This is a genomic window from Chloracidobacterium sp. (genome assembly GCA_025057975.1).
Lineage (GTDB): Bacteria > Acidobacteriota > Blastocatellia > Chloracidobacteriales > Chloracidobacteriaceae > Chloracidobacterium.
The window spans coordinates 21,490-45,044 of the sequence record JANWUV010000006.1; the positions used below are offsets into that span (position 1 = coordinate 21,490).

General features: G+C 59.1%; 22 protein-coding genes. 15 read left to right on the forward strand and 7 right to left on the reverse strand.

Translation table 11 applies throughout. From position 1 onward, the window contains the following. Positions 1-95: 95 nt before the first annotated feature. The 7 genes from NZ585_06535 (at position 96) to NZ585_06565 (ending at position 6,658) form a co-directional block, all read left to right on the forward strand. Entirely contained in the window at positions 96-3,851 is a 3,756-nt protein-coding gene (locus NZ585_06535) for a nuclease (protein MCS7079689.1), read from the forward strand. Positions 3,852-4,000: 149 nt separating this feature from the next. Next, the gene (locus NZ585_06540; protein MCS7079690.1) at positions 4,001-4,228 is read left to right on the forward strand and encodes a hypothetical protein; all 228 of its coding nucleotides are present in this window, start codon (positions 4,001-4,003) and stop codon (positions 4,226-4,228) included. Positions 4,229-4,733: 505 nt separating this feature from the next. Next, positions 4,734-4,985 (forward strand): hypothetical protein, encoded by a 252-nt coding sequence (locus NZ585_06545; protein MCS7079691.1) that lies wholly within the window; start codon positions 4,734-4,736, stop codon positions 4,983-4,985. A gap of 177 nt (positions 4,986-5,162) precedes the next feature. Then, a complete protein-coding gene (locus NZ585_06550) occupies positions 5,163-5,342 on the forward strand; it encodes a hypothetical protein (GenBank protein MCS7079692.1) in 180 nt (59 codons plus the stop codon). A gap of 45 nt (positions 5,343-5,387) precedes the next feature. Next, positions 5,388-5,579, forward strand: coding sequence for a hypothetical protein (locus NZ585_06555; GenBank protein MCS7079693.1), 192 nt, complete (start codon positions 5,388-5,390; stop codon positions 5,577-5,579). Between the two features lie 61 nt (positions 5,580-5,640). Next, on the forward strand, positions 5,641-6,297 hold the full coding sequence (locus tag NZ585_06560; GenBank protein MCS7079694.1) for an alpha/beta fold hydrolase: 657 nt from the start codon (positions 5,641-5,643) through the stop codon (positions 6,295-6,297). A 22-nt stretch (positions 6,298-6,319) separates the two neighbouring features. Next, complete coding sequence (locus NZ585_06565) at positions 6,320-6,658, forward strand: hypothetical protein (GenBank protein MCS7079695.1); 339 nt, start codon at positions 6,320-6,322, stop codon at positions 6,656-6,658. Between the two features lie 33 nt (positions 6,659-6,691). Here NZ585_06565 and NZ585_06570 read toward each other — a convergent pair whose 3' ends face one another. Continuing rightward, positions 6,692-7,735 (reverse strand): SH3 domain-containing protein, encoded by a 1,044-nt coding sequence (locus NZ585_06570; GenBank protein ID MCS7079696.1) that lies wholly within the window; start codon positions 7,733-7,735, stop codon positions 6,692-6,694. A gap of 189 nt (positions 7,736-7,924) precedes the next feature. Here NZ585_06570 and NZ585_06575 point away from each other — a divergent pair, with 189 nt between their 5' ends. Together NZ585_06575 and NZ585_06580 are read left to right on the forward strand one after the other, a co-directional pair. After that, entirely contained in the window at positions 7,925-9,052 is a 1,128-nt protein-coding gene (locus NZ585_06575; GenBank protein ID MCS7079697.1) for a D-alanine--D-alanine ligase, read from the forward strand. Between the two features lie 67 nt (positions 9,053-9,119). Then, on the forward strand, positions 9,120-10,160 hold the full coding sequence (locus NZ585_06580; protein ID MCS7079698.1) for a VWA domain-containing protein: 1,041 nt from the start codon (positions 9,120-9,122) through the stop codon (positions 10,158-10,160). A gap of 111 nt (positions 10,161-10,271) precedes the next feature. Here NZ585_06580 and NZ585_06585 read toward each other — a convergent pair whose 3' ends face one another. The 4 genes from NZ585_06585 to NZ585_06600 form a co-directional block, all read right to left on the reverse strand. After that, on the reverse strand, positions 10,272-12,077 hold the full coding sequence (locus NZ585_06585; protein MCS7079699.1) for a hypothetical protein: 1,806 nt from the start codon (positions 12,075-12,077) through the stop codon (positions 10,272-10,274). Positions 12,078-12,088: 11 nt separating this feature from the next. Beyond that, a complete protein-coding gene (locus tag NZ585_06590; protein MCS7079700.1) occupies positions 12,089-13,051 on the reverse strand; it encodes an NAD(P)-dependent oxidoreductase in 963 nt (320 codons plus the stop codon). Positions 13,052-13,141: 90 nt separating this feature from the next. Further along, positions 13,142-13,486, reverse strand: coding sequence for an STAS domain-containing protein (locus tag NZ585_06595; protein ID MCS7079701.1), 345 nt, complete (start codon positions 13,484-13,486; stop codon positions 13,142-13,144). A gap of 143 nt (positions 13,487-13,629) precedes the next feature. Next, a complete protein-coding gene (locus NZ585_06600; GenBank protein ID MCS7079702.1) occupies positions 13,630-14,100 on the reverse strand; it encodes an ATP-binding protein in 471 nt (156 codons plus the stop codon). Between the two features lie 223 nt (positions 14,101-14,323). On the opposite strand from NZ585_06600, the gene NZ585_06605 reads away from it, so the two are divergent. The 6 genes from NZ585_06605 (at position 14,324) to NZ585_06630 (ending at position 19,941) form a co-directional block, all read left to right on the forward strand. Next, positions 14,324-15,430, forward strand: coding sequence for an alpha/beta hydrolase (locus NZ585_06605; GenBank protein ID MCS7079703.1), 1,107 nt, complete (start codon positions 14,324-14,326; stop codon positions 15,428-15,430). 50 nt (positions 15,431-15,480) lie between these two features. Further along, the gene (yhbH, locus tag NZ585_06610; protein ID MCS7079704.1) at positions 15,481-16,647 is read left to right on the forward strand and encodes a sporulation protein YhbH; all 1,167 of its coding nucleotides are present in this window, start codon (positions 15,481-15,483) and stop codon (positions 16,645-16,647) included. Between the two features lie 67 nt (positions 16,648-16,714). After that, positions 16,715-17,215, forward strand: coding sequence for a transcriptional regulator NrdR (gene nrdR / locus NZ585_06615; protein ID MCS7079705.1), 501 nt, complete (start codon positions 16,715-16,717; stop codon positions 17,213-17,215). A 174-nt stretch (positions 17,216-17,389) separates the two neighbouring features. Then, complete coding sequence (locus tag NZ585_06620; GenBank protein ID MCS7079706.1) at positions 17,390-18,652, forward strand: PilT/PilU family type 4a pilus ATPase; 1,263 nt, start codon at positions 17,390-17,392, stop codon at positions 18,650-18,652. A gap of 42 nt (positions 18,653-18,694) precedes the next feature. Further along, entirely contained in the window at positions 18,695-19,378 is a 684-nt protein-coding gene (locus NZ585_06625; protein ID MCS7079707.1) for a zinc-ribbon domain-containing protein, read from the forward strand. Between the two features lie 107 nt (positions 19,379-19,485). After that, the gene (locus tag NZ585_06630) at positions 19,486-19,941 is read left to right on the forward strand and encodes a DUF3299 domain-containing protein (protein MCS7079708.1); all 456 of its coding nucleotides are present in this window, start codon (positions 19,486-19,488) and stop codon (positions 19,939-19,941) included. A gap of 384 nt (positions 19,942-20,325) precedes the next feature. Here NZ585_06630 and secF read toward each other — a convergent pair whose 3' ends face one another. Beyond that, positions 20,326-21,588: a protein translocase subunit SecF gene (secF, locus tag NZ585_06635; protein ID MCS7079709.1), complete on the reverse strand. Its 1,263-nt coding sequence runs from the start codon at positions 21,586-21,588 to the stop codon at positions 20,326-20,328. Positions 21,589-21,654: 66 nt separating this feature from the next. Further along, positions 21,655-23,343, reverse strand: coding sequence for a protein translocase subunit SecD (gene secD, locus NZ585_06640; protein ID MCS7079710.1), 1,689 nt, complete (start codon positions 23,341-23,343; stop codon positions 21,655-21,657). Positions 23,344-23,555: the final 212 nt, after the last annotated feature.

Genomic DNA, 23,555 nt, shown 5'->3' on the forward strand with positions numbered 1-23,555 from the left:
ACCTGTAACCGGAAAAATCCAGCTTCATCAGTAACAAATCGTTTACATGGCGGGCATAAGGTTGGCGTCACTCTACACAAACGCATCCGTCACTGATGAACTTTCTTTTTCACCGCTGCAAGTCAACCGGGGCGACGCCACGCGCCGCCGGCGACGCAGCCATGGATTCAGGAGTTGGAACTAATATGCACTTGGATATGACCAGCGCCCCATCGCGTCGCGCGATGTTGGCGCTTGCGCTTGGCGCGGCCGTCGGCGCGGCCGCGCTTTTCTGTTTGCCCTGGTCGCGGACAACCCGCGCCGACGCTTCCTTCAATAGCCGCGTCGCAGTCGCGCCGTCCGCCTTGGCGACGACCACCATGACGACGGTTTATACGGAGAACTTCAACGGCCTCGATGGCGGGCTGCCCCCCGGCTGGACGGTGCGCACCGGCGCGACAGCGAGTTCACTGGGGACGGCTGCAACCTTCTCCGCAACGCGGATAGATTGGGGAAATACCAGCGGCGCTTTCAAAAACTTCGCTTCAGCCAACAACTCCGGCTTCAATGCTTCGACGCCGGCCGCTGCGCAGAACAGCGCCCCCGACCGCGCGCTGGGCATCCGGCAGACCGGCACTTTTGGCGATCCCGGCGCGGCGTTCACTTACCAGCGCGACACCACCGGCGAAACCATTGCCGCCATCAGCTTCGACGCGCAGATGCTGAGCGTCCAGCCGCGCAGTACGACATGGACGCTCCAGTACGGCGTCGGCGCGTCTCCCACGTCCTTCGTAACGCTGGCGACCTACAACGACCCCGGCGCATGGGGCAACACCAACATTTCAGTGACGCTGACGCCGACGCAATCCGCCGAGGTAAGCAACCAGCCGAGCGTATTCTTCCGCGTTGTGGCGCTGACCGACTCAAGCGGCAGCGGCGCCCGCGACAGCTTCGGCATTGACAACTTCACGCTTTCCAGCGGCGGCCCGCCGCCGACCGCGCCCATCGTGCCTTCCTGCCCCGGCGCGGTTTCGGCTTTCCAGGGCACAACGGCCGTCGCCTGCGGCTTGAGCGCCACGGACGCCGACAGCATCGTGAACAATGCCGTCGTCTTCAGCGTGACGCCGCCGACGGCGGGCTTCTCGATTGTGGACTTCACGCCGGCCGGCGGCGTGGGCGGCACGGCGACGGCGACGCTCCAAATCGCCAACACCGTGCCGACCGGCACATACACGGTTGTTGTTCGCTGGTCGAACAACGACACGCCGACGCCTCAAACGGCGGACTGCACGATTACGGTTAACGTTGTAGCGGCGACACCGGTCATAGCCATCAACCAGATTCAGGGCGCCACCAACACCTCGCCGCTCGTCAGCACGGTGCAGACGACGGAAGGCGTCGTCTATGGTCTGCGCAGCAACGGCTTCTTCATTCAGACGCCGGACGGTTCTCCGCTCAACGACGGCGATCCAAACACGTCGGAAGGCATTTTTGTCTTCACGGGCAGCGCGCCGCCGGTGCAGATCGGCAACCTCGTGCGCGTACGCGGCACGGTGGCGGAGTTCGTGCCGGCCGCCGATCCGCAGCAACCGTCCGTGACACAGCTTTCGGGGACGCTGACGATTGCGCGGCTGGCGTGCAGCGCGCCGCTGCCGGCTCCGACGGTCATCACACCGACGATTGCCGGTACGCCGTCGGCGCTGGAGCCGGCTCTGCCGCTGCGTTACGAGCGGTTTGAAGGCATGCGCGTACAGGTCAACCATCTGGCCGTCGTGTCGCCGACCGGCGGGAGCGTGAATGAAACGACCGCCACCGCGACGACCAACGGCGTGTTCTATGGCGTGGTCGCCGAGCCATGCACCAGTGGGTTCTGCTTCAACCGACCGTTCCGTGAGCCGGGGATTCGTTTCCCGGATACCGTACCGAACGGCGGCGTGACAGGAACGCTGCCGCCGCCGGCGAACGTTCCCCGCTGGGACGCCAACCCGGAACTCATCCGTGTCTTCAGCACCGGACAGCCGGGGACGACGGCGCTCAACGTGCCGGCCGGGAATCCTGTGACGTTGCCGGTGGCCGGCATTGTGACCAACTTGATCGGCGCGATGGACTACGCCTTCCGCACCTTCACCATTTTGCCGGAGGCGGCCAACCCGCCGGTGTTTAGCAATCCCGGTGTGCCCGGCGTCGGCGTTGAAGCGCCGCTTCCGATTGTGCCGCCAAGCAATGTGACGATTGCTTCGATGAACCTTGAGCGATTCTTTGACGACCGAAACGATCCGGGGCGCAGCGAGCCGGTATTGACGCCGACGGCCTACACCAACCGGCTCAACAAGTTCTCGCTGCAGGTGCGGAACGTCCTCCGCAACCCGGATGTCATCGGCCTGCAGGAGGTCGAAGCGCCGACGGACAACCTGCCGGTCGTCATCAACGACATGGCGGCTCGGCTCAACACCGACAACGGCAATCCGACCAACGGCAATCCGAGCCTGCCGTTTTATGTCGGCTACATTTTCCCGACGAACGATGTCGGCGGCATCGCCGTGGCGTATCTCGTCAACACGAATCGCATTACGGTGGGCAGCGTGACGCAGGTGGGCGCAAGCGACACCTATGTACGCCCCGACGGCTCAACAACGATTCTCAACGACCGCCCGCCGATCATTTTGCAAGGGTCGCTAGGGAGTTACGCCTTCACCGTCATCAACCTGCACCAGCGGTCGCTGAATGACATCGCCACCGGTGGTGCGCCGATCAACGGGTATCCGAATGAGGGCTACCGGGTTCGGCACAAGCGGCAGTTGCAGGCGGAGTTTGTCGCCAATCTCATTCGCCAGCGGCAGATTAACAACCCGAACGAGCGGATGGTCGTTATCGGCGACTTCAACGGTTTCCAGTTCAATGACGGCTATACGGACATCTACAACACGATTCTGGGGAACCCACCGACGCCGCCTGCGAGCGGCGCGAACGAGACCCGCGTGGTGTTGGCCCCGACCGGCGCGTGGAATCCACCGACGCCGCCGTTGGTGAGTTTGACTGGAACAACAACCACTGAAAATAACTACTCATTTCTATTTGACGGCAGCGCCCAGACGCTCGACCAAGTGGCCGTGACGCCGAATGTCGCCAGCGAAGGGGCGTATGCCGAGTCGGCGCGCGTCAACGCCGACTTCCCCGAAGTTGACCGCAACAACCCGGCATCGCCGCGTCGGTTGTCCGACCACGATCCGAAGCGGGTGGTGCTGGTTGTACCGACAGCGACGCCGGTGCTTCAGAACTGCCGCGTGTCGCTCAATGTGGTGAGCAGCGGCTTGTCGGGCAATACGTGCGGCTTGCCAAACTACGCCGGCGACCTTGTGATCACGTCGGTGCTGACCAACACCAGTTCGCAGCCAATCTCGAATGTCTTCGTGCAGGTCGTTGGTCTGGGCTACCCGGACAGCACGCCGACGGGCGTCATTGTCGCTTCACCGAACCCGCATCGTTTGCTGACAGCCGATGGTGCGACATGCAGCAGCGGCGGACAAGCCGGTGCCAACCAGTCCACCATCAACGGTCAAGCGCCAATCGGCAGTAACACGCCGATTGGGACGCTCAATCCGGGTGACAGCCGGACGCTGACGTTCCGCATCGCTTTGCCGGCTGTCCGACGGATGCGGTTCTTTGTCAACGTCTTCGGCGTCGGCGGAACGGCCTGCCCAGTGGCATCTAATGAAAGCCGCGCCAACGGCCCCGTCATGGCGACGACCACGACGATTGACGGCCCAGCGCTGGGCTTTGAGTTGCTGCGCGACAAGGGCGGTGTGACCGTCAAGCCGGTTGAAGATCATTCGGCAAAGCGCGGCGCAAAGACGGCCGCCGGCCGGCGGTAATGGAAACCATCTTGTTCAGTGTCTGCGGGCGGCGGCGATGACCGCCGCCCGCTTTTGACATGTGGGTTCTCGGCGTACGTTGGCGGGAAACGCCCCCTGCGCCGTTTCAGGTTGTCTTCGAACGTCACTTCAACCGGGGCGTGTGGACGATGACGCGAAACAAAACGCTGAAAGAGATCAAAGTGTTGGGATCGACGATGATTGGGTTTGCGGTCGGCGTGTGGTTGTACGACGTCTACAAAGAAGGTGGTTGGGAGCTGATGGCGACTGAAGGGTGGAAGGGGCTTGGTGTGGCGCTGCTGATATGGGGCGCACTTATGGTGTCGGATCGCGTTTGGGTGTGGGCGCAAACATTTCTGAGGAAGAAAGCGCCATAGCTGGAAAGCACCGCCTCACTCGGTGTACTTCCGCTTAGGTGCAGTAGAGGCGTGAAAGGCGCACAGATGCGCAGGACAGCAAAGTGAAAAAACTGAGGAACAAGTGAGAACGGCGTTTGGCGGCGGCGTGCGTGGCGAAGTACAGTGGTACCGACGGAGCTTGTCGTCGCCGTTGGTGAGTGCTAAGAAAAGAAAGATTACAAACAAGTCCGCAGATAAGTTGTCGGGTCTCTGTCGTTGCGCAGCAGTAAGGAACGTTCTGGACATATGCGCAGGTGAAGCATGCGACTTCAGGTGTGGTTCGTGGGCGGTGTCGAACCGGTTGAGGTTCGCATGGATACAGAAGTAGAGAATGTTGACACCCTTGGCATTTTGTTGTCACAAGCACGGTGGTTGGCAGTGGATGGAGGCAGGCTGATCAACTTGGCGAATGTACGTATGATTCGCCTCCTTCAACCTGACGAAGCGGGTTGGTCATGAGCTGTTGAAGTGGGGAGGGAAGGGTATGCTGTTTGGTAGGAAGCCCAAGAAATCGGCGACACTACTGGAGTACGGTACGGTAACTGGTCAAGTCACCGGCCCCAACGAAATCAAAACCACCGAGGGGAAGACATATCGGTTGTTTGAGAATCCCATCCATCTCAAAGACACCGAGCCGCGTCCTCTAGATGTTTCAACCAAGTTGGGCGCAACCATCAAGGTCGCCGGTAGTGTCGGAACCGATGTGGTTTATGAAGCCAAGCTGGTGGCGTCCTGATAGTCGGCGTGGTGAAAAGCCGGTATCGTTGGGCGCAGTCGGCTGCTGATTGAACAGTCACCGCCGGTGGTGGGGGTGTTACTCGTCCCCTGAACCAACAAGTAAACCCTAGGTGGTGCGCTACGCCTTTCCAGTTGTGCCCGAAGCTAGAAAAGGCGCCGAGGACGGTTCGGCTGTATGAGCATGTCGGTGGTTGAGTTCGTCATTTATGTCATCGCCTACGTTACGGTTGGCTTTTTGTTTGTACGCTTCGGGCTACGCACGTCCGAGGGGCCGTTGACCAATACGCAAGCCTTGAAAATCGCACTACCGGTTGGTCTGGCGATGGCATTCGCCACGTTGTACTTCAGCGGCTAAGGCCGTTATGGATTGAGTTTGACTCGCCTGTGTTCGGAGGAACTTATGGGTCAGTACGTACGTGAGCCATACGAAGGCTATCTTGGCGGCGCATTCCACAACTACGCCGAGAGTTTCGGGGAACTGATTGTCAGCATCGTCGAAGCGATTGGCGCGTTGCTCAAGACACTTGCCGAAGGGGCGATCGCCCTGATTTCGACGCTGATCCAGCCTCAGCCGTCGACACCAGCGGCTTGAAGGCGCGGCCTCGGTGTGGCTGAGGTGAGCGCGGCGGCGCACGTCGCTTGGCAATGAGTGGATGACTTTGCTGTTTGACGGCCCGGTAGGGCCGTTAGAGGGACTTTACACGCCAGCGCCACAGCCACGGGGTTGGGCGGCTCTGGTGTGTCATCCGCATCCAGTCTTTGGTGGTACGATGCACAACCGCATCGTGTATCGTACCGCCAAAGCCTTTACGGCGGCTGGCGCGCATGTCCTGCGCTTTAACTTTCGGGGCGTTGGAGCCAGTCGCGGAAGCTATGACGGCGGCGTTGGCGAGCAAGAGGATGCAGCGGCGGCGCTAGACTACCTGCACAGACAACACCCCGGCGACCAGCTCGTTGTCGCGGGTTATTCTTTCGGTTCGTGGGTTGGCTTCCAGGCTGCTGTGCGCCGGTCGCACGTTGCAGGCCTGTTGGGTATTGGCGTCCCGGTCACACGCTTTGATTTTTCATTCTTGCACACTGTCCCATTGCCGAAGCGGATTATTCAAGGCGACGCAGACGATTTTGGGCCGGTGACGGCGGTTGAAGCTTGGCTATCCCGTTGTCGTGAACCCAAAGGACTGACAGTCGTCGCCGGGGCGGATCATTTTTTTGATGGGCGTCAAGCGGAGCTTGCAGCGGCGCTCACGGCCGCCGTAGCTTGGTTACAGGAGCGGCTTACCCATGCCCCCGAGCCGGTGCGGCCGGGTTGAGAACCGTCCCGTGAGGTATCTTATGTCCACGCCTACGACGAATGCGCCGGGCGTCCCCTCCTCCAAAGCTGCTTCTGAGCCTTATGTCGCGTCAGCCACGCCGGTCACGGCCACTGAAACCACCACACAGGTTTTGTACGACGACGCGCCGAGGGACACGGCGGCTGGGAACGCGGAGGAAGAAAGCTTCAAGCAGCTTTTCCAAGATTTTGTGCTTGGCCGCAACCAGAATCCGGACGACATGCCAGGTCTTCGATTTTACATTGTTTTCGCTGGGATGCTGGCGCTGGCCTTGGTTGGCGTCGCCGCCGTCGCCACGTTCATCGGCCTCATCCGGTGGGTTAGTGTGTTCTTCCGATGAGTGGGCGTTGCTTCGGTGGCCGTCCCGCCGCCTTCACCTACGTCGGTTTGGTACAGCGGGCGGTGGAAGTTTGCCCTTCCTAACTACCCAGACGTTGTTGACCAGTCCAGCCGTGTATTCGACCTGCGTCACATTGCCGTTTTTATCCATGAGCGGGACAAAGAATCTGGCCTCTGTGTCGCTGTCATTCTGATAGGCGACCGGATACAGCCCCCGCACCGGCGACTCGTAGTAAGCCGACGTGTAGTTGCCGGTCTTCGGGTCAAGCCGGACAACATAAATGCGGTCAAAGTCTGCGACCGGATCGTTGCTGAAAATCTGCTTGTCAAGAATGAAATAGTTTTTCAGGGCGATGCCGTTCTTGTCGAGGGTCGTCCCGAAGGGGATGGCGCCAGCGATGCGCCGCCCACCACCGATAATGCCGGCGATGGCGGGCGGCTCAATGAGTTCAACCGAGCCGCCGTACAGCCACCCAATCCGGTAGATCGAGTTCTCTGGGAAACGAACGAGATACCACGTATCGTACTTGACGTCGTTTTCGTCCGCGCCCGGCCTTTCGGATTCATCCGTAACAGGAATGCGCTGTTCCACCCGCCGGCGCTTGAGGATGTCAAATTCTGTACCGCTTTTGAGGACGGTAATGACTTCCGAATCGCGGCTGGGTTGCACCCGCAGGCGCGTTTCGCGCTTGAGGCGGCCGCCGATTTGCGGCTGAACAGCGATATTTTCCTGCTCAAGCGCTCGGCAGGCGTCTAGCAGCCGTTGTAGAACAATGTGCCGCGCCTCAATCCAGCCGACTTTAGATTCGCCTTCCTTTTGAACCTTGGCCCATTCAACGCCGTTGACTTCCGCTTGGTGATAGATGGCGACTTTGTCGCCTTTCCGGAGTTGCCCAATCTTGGAGTTGACTAGAGCCGTCGAGTTAAACATATCCACACGCTCGGTGATCACGACCCCGTCGTCCAGCTTGTCGCCACCGCCAGCGGTTTTCAGGCAGGCCGCCTGTCCGGTTAGGGCAAGCAGAGCGGCAAGCGCAAACAACCAGTGGCGACCTTGCGGCGGCAAAGTGGGCGACATCGTAAGCGGTTTCGAGGGGCGAAACTCCAGCCACCGTTCGGCGGATGCATCAGAGGTAGGCAAATCAGGGATGCAAGACCGGCCACAAAACGCTATCGTAGCCGCTTTGCCGGCGCAACTCCCGTGTCGCCGACCTCGGCCCGGCTGGAGCGGCGGCGCATGGTCCGGTGACATTCAAGGAGTTCTAGCGTGTTACAACGACTTACTGTTGGGGTCATTTTTGGTGGGCGCTCCAGCGAGCATGAGGTATCGCTTCGTTCGGCGGCGACCATTCTTGCAGCTTTAGATCCAAAGCGTTATCGCGCCATCCCGATTGGTATTACGCGGGCCGGCGTGTGGCAGACCGGCGCGGCGGCTTCGGCCATGCTTCAGACAGGTGCAGGGTCGCCGACGCCTTTGGCGGTGTCCTCGACGCCAGCAGCCTCGCCGGCGCAAGTCTTGGCTTCGTTGATAGGTGTGCTTGAGGAACTCGATGTAGCGATTCCTGTATTGCACGGCACGTACGGCGAGGACGGTACGATTCAGGGACTCTTTGAGATGCTGAACCTGCCCTATGTCGGCTGCGGTGTGTTGGCGTCAGCCGCTGGTATGGATAAGATCGTAATGAAGCAGCTTTTCCGGCAAGCTGGGCTGCCGATTGTCAGGTTCCGCTGGTTTTCCCGCCATGACTGGGTGACGCAAGGCGCGCGTTTGACAGATGATGTGCTTCGGGAACTTGGGCTGCCGGTGTTCGTCAAACCGGCCAACTTAGGGTCGTCGGTGGGGATTACGCGCGTGGATGAGCCGTCCGGTTTCCGCGCCGCTGTAGAACTGGCCGCACGGTATGACCGGCGCATTATCGTCGAACAAGGTCACGAGGTACGGGAGATTGAAGTTAGCGTTTTAGGCAATGACCAGCCGGAAGCCAGCCTCCCTGGTGAAATCATCAGCGGGGCGGCCTTTTACGACTACGCCGACAAGTATTCACCCGATAGTCAGTCGCAGCTTGTCATTCCGGCGCCGCTGTCGCCGGAGCAAAGTGAGGAAGTGCGCCGGTTGGCGGTGCGTGCGTTTCAGGCAATTGACGCCGCCGGGTTGGCGCGCGTGGATTTCTTCCTTTTGCGCCGAACAAACGAAATTGTCGTCAATGAAATCAACACGATGCCGGGCTTTACGCGCATCAGCATGTACCCCAAACTGTGGGAAGCCAGTGGGCGGCCGCTGACTTCCGTCCTCGATCAACTCATTGAGCTTGCATTAGCCCGCCATACCGAGAAAGCACGGCTGGCGCGTGGTTTGACGTTTGAAACGGCCGCCACGGCGCAATGCGACCGGTAAAAAGGAGGCTCGTGAGCCGCGCCGTCGGAGGTCAGTTCAGCCTATGGTACGAGATCAGAGAACCGTGATGACCAGCTCTATTGTGAAGGACCTACGTCTCAAGACGCTGGTCCTGCTTTTGGTTGGAAGCGGCCTCGTTGGTTTTCCAGGCTCTTTTCCAGAGCCAGCGCTTTATGCGCAAACCGCGCCAGGGCGTCCTGCCGCCTCCCAAAACCGAGGGAGGCAAAACCAAGACGCCGGTGAAGACGTCATTCGAATTACTAACGTGACCGTGCCGGTCATCGTGACGGATCAGGATGACCGCTTCATCAGCAAGCTGACGAAGGACGATTTTGAAATCTACGAAAATAAGAAGAAGCAGAAGATTGAATCCTTTGAGGACAAAACCGACCTGCCGCTGTTTGTCGCCATCTTGATGGACACCAGCGCAAGCGTCAAACCGAAGCTGAAGTTCCAGAAGGAAGCTACGATTTCATTTCTTCAGACCATCATCCGGCGGCGCAAAGATCAGGCGCTCTTTGTGACGTTCGACTCGACGGTGCAACTCCGTCAGGACTTCACCGACGACACCAACCTGCTGGCCAAAGCGATTATGGAAGTGAAGGCCGGCGGAGATACGGCCCTCTACGATGCCGTGTATCGCGTTTGTGAAGAGAAAATGTACAACGTCCCGACGCCCCGCAAAATTATCATCGTCATTACCGACGGGGCCGACACCGCCAGCGAACACACCTTGGAGGAGGCCATTGAAATCGCCCAGCGGTACGAGGTGCTGATTTTCGGCATCAGTACGCGCAACGCTGGCTTTTTCGGGACGGGCGCGGGAATGGTCGCCGGCGAGGATGACGAAGCGTTGCGGAAGCTGTGTACCCGAACCGGCGGCGACGTAGCATTTCCCCAGAAGGTGATTGACTTGGAGCGCGCCTTTCAGCGGATAGATCAGACAGCGCGACGGTACTACCTGCTTTCCTACGAGCCGCAGGACCCGGATACGCCCGGCTATCGCAAAATTGAGGTGCGGGTGGTGACTCGTAAGAACGTCAAAGTCAAGGCGCGCGACGGCTATATGGTTCGTCGCCGCGCCATCGGCAACGGGCCGTCGTTGTAGTGACCCGCTCTAAGCGGACGGCGGTCTTAGGTGCATGGTGGAAGCCGCCGCCCTTGGGCGGGTGGAGGCTCTTTGGAAGCAGGTTGGAAGCTTGCGTACCACCGAACAGGTTCAGGGCTTGGTTAGGCGAAAGGGCTGCGCCTTGCCGGCCAACGCTTCAGCGTAGGCGCCGCCGCGTACGTCGCCAATCCGAATTGCCCGCTCGTAGGCCGCCACCGCCTCCGCCCGCCGGTCAGCTAAGTCGTAAATCTTGCCAATTGCCACATACGCCCGTGAGGCCACCCATCGCTCGTCTTCCTGCGCCAACGCAGCCGCACGTTCGTAGAGTTCAACTGCCCGCTCAAGCCGTTCCTGAAGAGCCGCTAGCTTGTCGCTTTCATCCGCCTCTGCGTCCATTTCAACGACGCTGGGTTGCTTGGCCGTCAACTCAGCTAGGCCGAAGGCCGCACGTGCATTACGTGGCTCTTCCTGGAGCAGCGTCTCCAGCAATCGCCGCGCTTCAGCATACTTTCCAGCGCGCAACAGTTCGTCGGCCTGTTCGAGTTGGGAAAGCATTCGCATTGCCGGCGCGCTGTGGGCCGCCGTCCGTCGCCGTTCAACCCGCGCGCGCAGCTCCGCCAGTTCGGTCGGGCGGCGACGCTCACGGTCAGCGTCGAAACTCATCACCATGCGCGGTAGCCATTCGAGAATGTCCACGCCGGTTTCATCTAACGCAGCCAGTTGCTCAAAGAAGTGCAACGCCAGGACGCCGCCTCGCTCCCAAACGCCAAGCAGTTCGGCGCGCGCTTCTTCATCAGCAACCAACACGTCGGCTGGATTCGTAGCAGTGTTCGCCGTCCGCGCCGCCAAGCGAGCTGCCTGAACCGCTAGGCGCGCTTCAATTGCACGCCCAAGTGACTCCCGGACAATCTCAAACACATTGTTGGTAAGCGCGGCGTCCGCCTGCGGAACACCTTTGGCCAGCTTCAGAATGGCGGCGCGGCGGTCAGCGATTAGCCTGCCGGAACGCGCAATGACTGGCTCCAGAATGAACCGCAGCAACGCCCGTCGGACGGCGCGGTTTGGCATCTCCCGTGGAGCGCTCACGACAAGGAAAAACTCATCACCTGGACGACGGTAGGTGCGCCGGTCGGCGCCGTCTAGGAAATCGTTGCGCGCCACTACCCGTCCCGCCGGCCCTAGCCAATCCAGTAGAATGAACAGGCGACGCGTCCGTTCCCGCAGTTCATTAGCCGGTAGGTTCGCGCTGGTCAGCGTGTCAAGGTCTGCAAGGGGCGGCGCGTCGCGGGCTGTCACAATCGGCTGCGTGTGGAGAAACGCCAACAAGCGAAACAGTTCTTCGTCGGCGACTTGCTGAAGTGAGGTGGTCAAGCCGGTATACTTTGCCGCATACTTGGCGAAAGCCGATCTGACCGGCGAACGAGCAGCGAATTCCGCTACGAGTGGAGCCAATCCCGCCAATGGACGTACATCCGGCGGGAGTTTATCATCCGGCGGCAGGGTAAAGTCGGGCAGCGGACGGGCAATAAGGGCCAGTGCAATAACGCTGCCCAGCAAGGTTGGGCGTGTTCGCTCCGCCTCTGGGAGTCGCTTCCAAAACGCGCGTAACTTCTCGGTCACTTCCGGCGGCGTCGCCTCAAGCTCACGCAGCAGTTGGGCGCGAACTTCGTTCGGCGGCGCGCTGGGCGTTTCCGCTTCAAAGCCGGCTAGACTGAGCGCCGCCAACGTCACGAACAGCCGTTCGTCAGTCGCTACAAAGACGTTAGCTTTTAGCGTCGGCGGCGCAGCTTGCCCTGTCGCCGCAACCGTCGCCGACCCAACCCATAGCCACATCAGGAACGGCCGCAGCCGCCTTCCAAAAGACAGCGGTAAGCGTCGGTGTGTGGCTTGCTGGTGCGGGTCAGTCCAGTCCGGCATATCGCCCCAGTTTAGGTCTTATCAAGTTTGTACACCTGCCGCATCCAGTCGGCGGTGATGCGCAAACCCTCTTCCAAGCTATACGTGTTGCGGTGATCGAGGTCGCGCACCGCTTTGCTTGTGTCGACAAGTTTGATTTTCGTTGTCAGCGGTTCGGACTCGGCGTAACGCACCAGCGACGGTGAAGCGCCAGTCACTTTGATAACCGTCTCCGACAGTTCTTCAATGGTGTGCAACCGGTCGCCGCCAATGTTGTAGGTCTCACCTGGCTTGAATCGCTCGACCAGATTCGCCACTGTCCGCACAGTGTCCGCCAGAAACGTCGAGGTACGAGCATGCCCGCGATAGACTGTCCAAGGCAGCCCGTGGAGCGCGCAGTAAAGAAATCGGCAATTCACCGAGCGGTACGGGCTGTAGTATTCGCCCGGGCCATAGGTGTTGAACAGCCGCACTACGACGCATTCCACCCCGTGTTGTTCGATGGCGTTGCGAATCTGCATCTCATTGACCCACTTTGACATCGCGTAGTCGTTGAGCTGCTTGATTTCCACCTCGTCGGTGATGTGTTCAACCATCAGGTGTGGATAATCGCCGTAGATTTCCGATGAGGAGAAGTGAACCAACCGAAAACGCCGACTTTCCTGAAGGCGCAGCAGGTGCTTAGTACCGATGACGTTCGTGCGCCAGAGCGTTTCGTAGAAGTCTTCGCCGTTCCACCGTCCGAACTCCGCCGCACAGTGGAACACGTAATCGAAATGACCGAAGTGATCAAATAGGCGGACAAGCTGCCGGTACTCGCTAACGTCACAGCGGGCGTAACGCGGCTCCCGTATGTCGCCTTGCAGGCCAAAAGCGACTTCATCGGGTTGATGCGCCAAATCGCAGGCGATGACCTCGTGACGTCGTTCGCGGAGTTCACGAACCAGCCCGGCGCCAACTACGCCTAGACCGCCTGTGACCAGAATCCGCGCCATAAGTCCCCGGAAGCGTTCAAGACGCCCGGCGGCTGACGGCCCAAGCGCCGGACGCCAGAGGAAAAGCCAGCCGAGAACAGCCCAATCGGTCTAGGCGAAGCTCGCCACGGCGTCGGCCTCGTTGTCAAAAGTGTCAAACACGGTGAGCAGCTTAGTGATCATCAGCAGGTCCTTGATCTTCTTAGTGAGATTCAACAGCTTGAGTTGACCCTGCTGATTCTTGACCGTGGTGTAGCTGTGAACCAACTCGCCGATGCCGGAGCTGTCAACGTAACTCACATCACCCAGATTGAGCAGGATGTTCTTGTTGCCATTTTCAAGCAGCGACTTGACTGCCTCGCGAAGTTGGACGCTGCCTTCGCCGATGGTGATCTTGCCGCTCAAGTCAAGAATGGCGACATCGCCAACATTGCGGTGGGAGATGGTCAGTGACATATGGACGCGGGACTCCTTCACTGTGAAATATCCGCCGGTGCGTCAGTGAATCAGCCTGAAACCTCCACGCACCGCCCAACGGAGATGAGGGACACCTTCGCACCGGCCGTGTGATGTCGTTTGCGCTGCGTGCTATGCCTTGTCTAACAACTGCGGTGGTGGTGATTGTTTGGACGATACTTGATCATGCGGACTTCAAGACCGCCTTGGCAATGAGGTAAGAATTCAACGTTATCCATGAACGTTCGCATGTAAAAAATGCCCCGACCATTCGGGTTCAGAAGATTTTCAGGCGCGCACGGGTCGGCCAGATGCGTCACGTCAAACCCATTGCCGCAGTCACGCACCACCACAATCAGCTGTTCATCCGTTAGCTGGAAGCGGACACGTACCGGTTTCGAAGCGTCCAGTTGGTTGCCATGCTTGATGGCGTTGACAATCGACTCCCGTACCGCCAAGCCCACCCAATCCGCGCTTTCAGCCTCAAACCCAGCTAACTGCGTCAGTTGATCCGCGACGGTTCCGACCATTTCGACAAACCGATAGTGGCTCGCAATCGTGACTTCGATGACCGTACCGGCCGCATCAAGACTGTCGTTTGGCGTCCCTTCCACTGCCGTTGCCCGTCCGCGCGATGACTGCTGATGACCTTTAGCCTGACAACCAAATACCCTTATTTTTGACCGACGGCGCTAGATACCACGCGGTGAAAACAAGCGTCAAGGTAACAACCGGCACAGCGGCCGCGCAATTCGTGCTATACTTGTTTTTACCGTTCGCCGGCGTGCGTTGCTGTGAAAACGCTTGCCGGAACTTATGTTTTCAGGAGATTTTTCGGTGAAGGCCAAACAATGGTTGGCGGCGCTCGGCGGCGCCGCCCTGGCGGGCGGAGTCGCCTGGCAGTATCTCAAGCGTCCCCGTGACGTGCGGTGGATTGACTGCGTTGGCGAACTACCGCACCCGGACGCGAGCCGCTTCACGGTCGTGGACGGTGTGCGCTTGCACTACCAAGAGTTCGGCGCGGCGGACGCACCGGCGCTAGTGCTGATTCACGGCTATTGCTCCTCGAACTACACTTGGAAAGACGTTGTCGAGCCGCTGGCAGCCGCCGGCTATCGCGTCATTGCGCCGGATCTGAAGGGATTCGGCTTCTCAGAGAAGCCAGCTGACCGGCGGTATCATGTCCAGGATCACGCACAGCTTGTCGTTGGTCTCCTTGACCGACTGGGGATCGAAGCGGCGATGCTGGTGGGGAACTCCTTCGGCGGCGCGGTTGCGTTGGCGTGCGCCCTGATGTGGCGTTCGCGCGTCTCCGGCCTTGTGCTGATTGACGCCGCCTATAATGACGCGCCTCTGCGGCAGTATCCCTTCAGCCTCTATGCGCAGATTATTCGGACATGGTTGGTGGGCGAAACGGCCGTGCCGTTACTGATGGCGACGCGCCGGACGGTCGAAACGCTGCTGCGTGGCTTTTTCCATGACCAGCGCATGGTGACGGCGGAGCGCATCGCAGCTTACTTCCGCGCGCTGCGGACGGTGGAAGGTCAGCGGGCGGCGATGACGACGGCGCGCCAGTGGGATTTGAATTGGATCGAGCAGGAGTTGGACGGCGTGACGGTTCCGACCCTCATCATCTGGGGCGAGTACGACCGCGCGATTCCCGTCACCCTAGGCGTCCGGCTGCGCGCTCGCCTGCCGCATGCCGAGTTTCTCGTCATCCCTGACTGTGGGCATATTCCAGAAGAAGAGCGCCCGGAAGAAACGGCAACACTTATCCTGGATTTTTGTCGGCGGCAAGCGGCGCGTCCGACGGCTGCCCTGACGCCTTCAACGGCGGAGACGCCGCTTACAGCGGCTGTGTCCGTCGCCGCCGTCCCCAAAACAGAAGCAGTCGCCTTGACGAACGCGACGGATGAACCACCGGCGGCTGCAACCGGCATTTGAATTTGTCGGCGCGTGAACGCCACGTTTGCGCGCTTGTGGAGAGCGAACGAATGGCCATTCAACAAAACGACTGGAGCCTCCATCGCAAGGGCATTATTGACCAAGAGCGTCACAAGGAGCGCGTCAAGGAGGCCATCCGCAAAAACCTCGGTTCGATTGTGTCCAACGAGTCCATTATTCTGTCGGATGGACGCAAAACGGTCAAAGTGCCAATTCGTTCGTTGGAGGAATATAAGTTTCGGTTCGACCCTCACAAGCGCAAGCATGTTGGTCAAGGCGATGGTCACTCCAAGGTTGGCGACGTGATTGCGCGTGGAGCGCAGCCTGGTACTGGCCCGGGCAAGGGCGGCGGCCCGGCTGGTGACGCTCCCGGTCAGGAGTACTACGAAGCCGAGGTTAACATTGACGATATTGCGGCGCTGATTTTTGAAGACCTGCAGCTGCCATTTTTAGAAGAACGCGCCAACAAAGCCATGCCGGCGCGAACGACGCGCTTTACGGAAATCCGCCGCACCGGCCCGCTTTCTAACCTCGACAAACGGCGCTCCATCATCGAAAACATCAAACGCAATGCTATTGAGCGTGGCCGCGCGCAGATCGGCGGCTTCAGAAAGGAGGACCTGCGCTTCAAGAGTTGGGAAGAAGACATCCGGTTTGAGTCGAACGCCGTCGTGATGGCGATGATGGATGTGTCCGGCTCAATGGGTGAGTTCAAAAAGTACATTGCGCGGAGTTTTTACTTCTGGATGGTGCGGTTTCTGCGCACCAAGTACGACAACGTTGAAATCGTCTTCATCAGCCACCACACCGAGGCAAAGGAAGTCACCGAAGAACAGTTTTTCACGCAGGGTGAGTCTGGCGGCACAGTCGTGTCAAGCGCCTACAGGCTAGCGCTCGACATCATCGAGAAACGTTATCCGCCGAAGGACTGGAACATTTACCCGTTTCACTTTTCAGACGGTGACAACTATTACAGTGACAACGATGAAGCCGTGCGTTTGGCCGACAAGTTGATTGCCACCTGTAACCTGTTTGGCTACGGTGAGATCGGGGACGAGGGAACGTCAGGCTACCGGCGTTCGTCAGGGGCTTTGCTTTCAATCTTCAAGGAGCATCTCAAACGGCAGGATCGCTTCATTGGCGTGCGGATTGACAGCAAGGAAGACGTGTACCCAGCGCTCAAGGAGTTTTTCGGCGCACGGAATATTAAAGTCTAAGGGCGTTGGGAGTACGTTCGAGGCGGCGGCTGGCGGCTGTGGAGTTCCTAACAAGACGGGTAACGACGTGAAGTGTCCATACTGTGGCAACCTTGAGGACAGGGTTGTAGATTCGCGTGAAAGCCGCGAAGGGGATGTCATTCGGCGGCGGCGTGAGTGCCTAAAATGCGAACGGCGCTTTACGTCCTACGAGCGGATTGACGAAATCCCCTACATGGTGATCAAAAAGGACGGTCGGCGTGAGCCATTTGACCGCCAGAAGGTGTTGGCTGGGTTGGCGCGCGCATGCGAAAAGCGTCCGATTCCGACAGCCAAGCTGGAAGCCATTGTGGCGGCTGTGGAGAAGTATGTGCAGGAATCGCGCGACCGCGAGCGTTCAACGCAAAAAATCGGGGAACTGATCATGCGCCGGCTCAAGGAGCTCGACAAAGTGGCGTATGTTCGCTTTGCTTCGGTGTATTTGGAATTCAAAGACGTGACGGAGTTTATGTCCGAACTAAAATCGCTGGTGAAAAGCAGCGCCCCGGCATCTCGCCGCAAACGTTCTACGGACGGCGTTTCCGCGTGAACGGCCAATCGCGCGCTGACGCAAGTCTGCCGTCTTGCGCCGGCAGGAGGGCTGGTATAGCGTTTCACCTGCACTAATGCGTTTGAACCAACCTTTGCATCCGGCGACCGGGTTTGTTTGCCACGCTGTAACAGCCGGCGTTCAGAGATCGAAGCCTAAGGGGGAGTGGGTTGTATGAGTTACTTTGATTTACCGCCAATCATTGAGCGCATGCTTGCGGTAGATGAAAAAATCAGCGACTTGAATTTTTCAGTCGGCCGTCCGCCGCAGGTCGAACTCAACGGTAAGCTTGTACCGGTGGACATCAAGGGACTTCGCAACCTGACGCCCTACCAGACCGAAATCATCGCCATGGCGTTGATGGCGGGCAACAGCGACGCGGCGGAGAAGTTGGTTCAAACCGGTTCGGTGGATTTATCCTACAGTTTGCCGTCACGGACACGCTTTCGCGTCAACATCTTTTCCCAGCGCGGCACTTATTCGATTGTGATGCGCGTCATCCCAACGGAAGTGCCCACTCTTGAGTCGCTAGGGCTGCCGCCGCAGTTGGGTGAAATCTCGAATCTCAAAAACGGCATCGTCTTAGTGACTGGCCCGACTGGGAGCGGCAAGTCATCCACGCTGGCGGCGATCTTGCGGAAGATTAATGAGGAAAAATTCTACCACATCGTCACGATTGAAGACCCGATTGAGTTCCTCCACACACACAAAAACTGCACGATTAATCAGCGTGAATTAGGCAGCGACACGCCTAGCTTTGCGCTGGCGCTACGAGCGGCCCTACGGCAAGCGCCCAAGGTGATTCTTGTTGGGGAGATGCGCGACCTCGAAACGACGGAGATTGCACTTGAGGCTGCTGAGACGGGGCACTTGGTGTTTTCGACCCTGCACACCACAGACGCCTCCAAGACCGTGGATCGCATTATCGGCATCTTTCCGAAGAATGAGGAGCACGTGATTCGGGTTCGGTTGGCGCAGGCGTTTCGTTACATTATTAGCCAGCGTTTGATTCCGCGCGCCGACGGCAAAGGGCGCGTCGCCGCCGTTGAAATCCTCAAGTCCACACCGCGCACCCGTGAATACATCGAGAAAGGCGAAAGTGAAGGTAAGTCACTGCTGGACGCTATGGAAGACGGTTCGCTCGAAGGCATGCAGCATTTTGACCAAGTGATCGAGCGGATGATTCGTCAGGGCATCATTACGCAGGAAGACGGCCTCGCCTTTGCGACCAACCAGAACAACCTTTTGCTGCGGTTGTCAGGACTTGGCTCATCTAGCGATTTTGCCGGCGAAGGGGGCAGCGAAATCAACCGCATGCAGAAGGCGCAACAGGCGTTGCGCAACCCGACGCTGGGCGGGATGCGTCCTGTGACGCCGCCAGTGCGGACGACGCTGGAGACGCCGCGCCCGTCCATGCTGGACATCATTGAGCGGTGATGGGTTTGCCAACGGGCAAGTTTCTCTCTCTGGGCAGGCGTTATGCAGGTCGTTTGCACGCAATGCCGCGCAAAATTTGACATTCAGGAGAAAAACCTGCCGGAGAAACCTTTTCAGGTCAACTGTCCGAAGTGTCGCTTTGAGATGACGGTCAAGCCGCCGCCGAAAGCGACGCCGGTGTTGCCGGGAGCAAGGAAGCCTATGCAGGTCAATCAGGAGGTGATTGCGCAGCTTATCGCTTTACTGACGGGGCAGCTACGCGACTCGAACGGCTCGGCCGGTCCGCTGGCGAGTTGGGAACGCCGTCAGACGTTGATCTGTCTGGCCGACCAGGCGCAGGTTCACCAAGTGCTTGAAAAGCTCGACCATAATACCTATGCGCCGACGGTTTGCGAGGAAGCCGCCAAGGCGCTCGAACTCATGCGTGATACGCGCGTGGACGTGATCCTGCTCGATCCGCAGTTTGACAGCGCCAACCAAGGCGGCATCGCTATTTTGCGACATGTAAACTCGCTGCCGCCTAAGTACCGGCGGCGCACCTACTTGGTGCTGCTGTCGCCGCAGGTCAAAACACTTGACACCTACATGGCATTTCTCAACGGCGTCAATCTCACCATTAACACTGCCGACATCGATTCAATCAATCAGATTATGGAGCGCAGTATCCGCGACTTCAACGAGTTGTATCGCCATTACAACGCCGCTGCCGGCTTGAAGCCGTTTTAGAGGGCTATCATTGTGTTTTAGAATGGGTTGCCCGCAGGGGGTTGGGCCACGGATACCCCCTGGGTGAAGCGACTCAAATTGCCGGAGCGCAGAGGTTAGTGGGAACTGTGTTACAGAGGCGAGCTTTTGTAACGGCTCTACTGCTGTTGGGATGGATGGGCGGGCCGGGCGGCGTCAACGCCGCTCCGCCGGCGACGCTGCGGTTTCGTGATCTGGACGGCGTACAGGTCAACGGTCGGGAAGTAATCTTCCCTCAGCGGGCCCAGCAGCTCAACGGCAAGCAGGTGGAAATCAACGGTTTTATGGTGCCGCTCGGCATCGGAGACGGCAAAATCCGGCGCTTTATTCTGATCGAAGTGCCCCTGGCCTGCTGTTTCGGCGACGGCCCGGGCATTGAGCAAATGATTTTTGTCACGCTTGCGCCAGGGCAGGAACTCAGCGCCGCCAGCGATTATCCCGTAACTGTAAGCGGCACGTTTCAGGTCGGCGTCCAGCGACGCGAAAGTGGGGCTGTGGAAAGCCTTTATCGGATTGTGAATGCCCGCGCCCGCAAGCTGGTTTAGGGTGGTTTCATACCGCGCCTATGGCCCAATAGTCCAGCTTGGGGGACATGACGCCTCAAGCCCGCGAACCAACCCTCTCCTCGCCGGGAAAGGTAGGGAAACGACCCACCATCGCCTCCTTGAAGCCGCTAGGCTTCCGTTACCAAAACGCACTTTCACGCAAAAGAAGTACCCCGGCGCTTGTTAGGTAAGGGGGCTCGGCTGCTTTCTGCCCACTGCACGGGCTTGGGCGAGTCAAAAAACGCTGTGGCTCAAGGCGACGCGCGAGGCGTTGCCTTGGACTAGGGCTGCCGCCTACCTGCGCAAACTGTTGGCTATGCCGCGCTCTGACGGCTTCCCGCCGCCGACTGACGGGTTGGTTCGCTTCATCGCTTGGGAAAGGCGCTAGCGGATCGGTGCTGATTTTGCCCGTCGCTGAGACGGTTTTTCGTCGGCCCGCACCTTAACCGTCGCTTCCGGTGCGGCCGCCGACTGCCGTTGCTCAAGGTAACGCTTCCACCACAACAGAATGGGGCCGGCGATTGCAATGGATGAGTACGTGCCAAAGACAATCCCTACCAGCAAAGCTAGTGAGAAGCTCCTCAAAACGTCGCCGCCAAACAACACCAGCGCCAGCACGGAAAGTAACGTCAGTCCCGATGTGATGACCGTCCGAGACAGGGTTTGATTGATGGCGTTGTTGGTCAGCTTGGCGAGGTCTTCACGCCGCCGCTCTTTGAGCTGTTCGCGGATGCGGTCAAAGATCACGATGGTGTCGTTCATCGAGTAGCCCACCAGCGTCAGCATCGCCGCGATGAACGTCAACGAAATCTCCCACTGGAAGAGTGAAAAGAGTCCCAACGTGATGAGTACGTCGTGAACGACGGCGATGACTGCCGCCACGCCGTAAATCCACTCGAACCGAAGGGCGATGAAAAACAACATGCCGATGCAGGCTACAATGGTGACGATGATTGCGCGATTTCGCAGGTCTTTGCCCACTTGCGGCCCGACGATTTCCGCGCTGACGATGTTGAACGCGCCGACCGCCGCCGCCCGTTCCAGCGCTTCGCCCATCTTGACGTCAAAACCAGTCAACGGTACAGCCTTCAGGTCGGACAACGTCCCTCCCGCCGCATCGCGTACCCGGATGACGTGATCCGCGAACCGGCGATATTCTTTTTCGGCTTCGCCGGGCGGGAGGGTCTTCTTGAGATCAAGGACATCCAACTCCGTCAGTCGGTCGGCTAACGTGCTCGCCCCGACGAGGTTGACATCCAGCTTGTCGGCCGGAACAGGCGTGCCGTAGTGCTGCTGCAACGCCGCTGTAATCTTACGCTTGTCGCCGTCTACGTCCGCCTCGGTCTGTGGCGTGTTGATGAAGACTTCATTCCGGTCGGATTGACTCAACTGCTTGCTGGTACGCTGAATCACCACCTTGTCTGGCGCGTAGCCGCCCTTGCGCAGGGCTTCGCGGATTTGGTTTTCGTCCGGGGGAGACACGAACCGTACCGTCAGCTTCGTCCCACCAGCGAAGTCCACTCCCAGATTGAAGCCGCGTGTCACCATGGAAACACAGCCCGCAATCAGGACGACGACCGAAAAGGCGATGAAGTACTTGGCTTTGCCGAGAAAGTCGTAGTTGGGATTCCGAAAAAGCTCAATCATGACGGCGCTTCCTTGCGGAAAGTGGTGTTGGGAGCCGCCGAAACCGTCAACCGGCGGCCGAAGCGGCTAGATGCTGAGCGCCGCCGGGCGTTCCGAACGTGACAGCACATAGCCAAACATCGTCTTGGAAACAAATGTCGCCGTAAACAGGTTCGCCAACAGGCCTGCCAACAGCGTGACGGCGAAACCACGAATCGGTCCTGTCCCAAACACAAACAGGATCAACGATGACACCACGGTGGTAACATGCGTATCCACAATCGTCACAAACGCCCTGTCGAACCCTAGCTCGACGGCGGTGATGACCGGCTTGCCCGCCCGAAGTTCCTCGCGAATCCGCTCGAAGATCAAAACATTGGAATCCACCGCCATGCCAATCGTCAGAATAACGCCGGCGATGCCCGGCAGCGTTAGCACCGCGCCCAGCATCACCAGCGCGGCGACAAGCATAACCAAGTTGAGGATGAGCGAGAGAATGGCGTTGACGCCCGACAGCCGGTAGTACACGACCATGAAGAGCATGATGAACACCAGCCCGGCAATTGAAGCCGCCACCCCTTGCCGGATAGAGTCCGCTCCCAGCGACGGCCCGACGGTTCGCTCCTCTAAGTACACGATGCGCGCGGGCAGCGCCCCTGAACGCAAAACCAAAGCAAGGTCTTCGGCCGAGGCTTTGGTGAAATTCCCCGTAATCTCGCCGGTGTCCCGAATCTGACCGCGAATGGTCGGCGCGGACTTGACCCGACCGTTGAGGACAATCGCCAACCCCTTGCCAATGTTTTGTCCAGTCCAGTCGGCGAATTTCTTCGCTGCGTCGTCTTTGAGTTTGAAGATGATGCGGTAATTGCCTTCGCCGTCCGCACTGCCCGATGAAGCAAAGGCGTCGCGCAGGTCGCGGCCGACGACGACAGGCGTTTTGGAGACCACAAGGTACTGCGTAGGCGCGTCGGGCTTAGGCTGCCTCTTCGGCTGGGGGATGGGGTTGCCGTCTTCATCGAAGGCTTCCTCGTCCTCACGTTCGTCAAGGGGCAGCGCCTCGACATCCGTTCGACTCCCGATGGCCGTCTGCGCCTCCTCCAGTGTGGGGTATACCCGGTAGGTTCCATCCACTGGACGCAACTCCAAGTTTGACTCCAAAACCAGCGTCTTTTTGACGCGCTCCGGGTCGTCCACGCCGGGCAGTTGCAGCAAAATTTGGTGATTTTGCTCTGCGCCGTACCGTTGTAGCGTCGGCTCCGCCACACCGAAAGCGTTGATGCGGTTTTCGATGATGAGCATCGCCTGTTCGACGGCGCGTTGCCGGTAGGCTTGGGCGGCGCGCTCCGTGAGCGTGAACGTCAGCGTGTCGCCGCTAAGGCTCGCCGTCCATTCCGACTTGCCAAAGTCTTCGAGAATTTTGTCGCGGGCTTCAGTGATGCGTCCGGCGTCGGCGATCGTGACGACAAGCTGGGTGTTGGAAAGGCTTTTGGCTTCCTTGACGGTAATCCCGATGTTCTCCAGCATCGTCTTCGCCTTCTCGGCGTTGTCGTCGGTCATCTTTTTCAGAGCCTCGTCCACCATAACCTGCATGACGAGGTGCGAGCCGCCTTTGAGGTCGAGGCCAAGCTTGATGTTAGCGACAAGGTTTTTCTTGATTTGGTCAAGCGACCTGAAATCGTCAAGGCGCGGCGCGCGCCAGCCGATCAAGATGACATAGAGGCAGCCGAGTGTGACGACTAGAATCACAAGGGCACGTTGGAGAACATTTTCGCGCATGTGGTGAACTTCCGAAGCACGGCGGGATTTGGAAAAGTTGCAAGCATAGCGCAACCAAGCAAATCGGCAAGCGGTTTGGAAACGGTGAATCAACCGCGACGCAGCCGCCGTGCGGCGGGCGGCGGTGCGGATGGGTTGTTACGTCGGCTACAAACCTCAAAGCGCCGTCTCTGCTAGGGTTCGGTGCTTTGTCGAAGTCCGCTGGAGACACA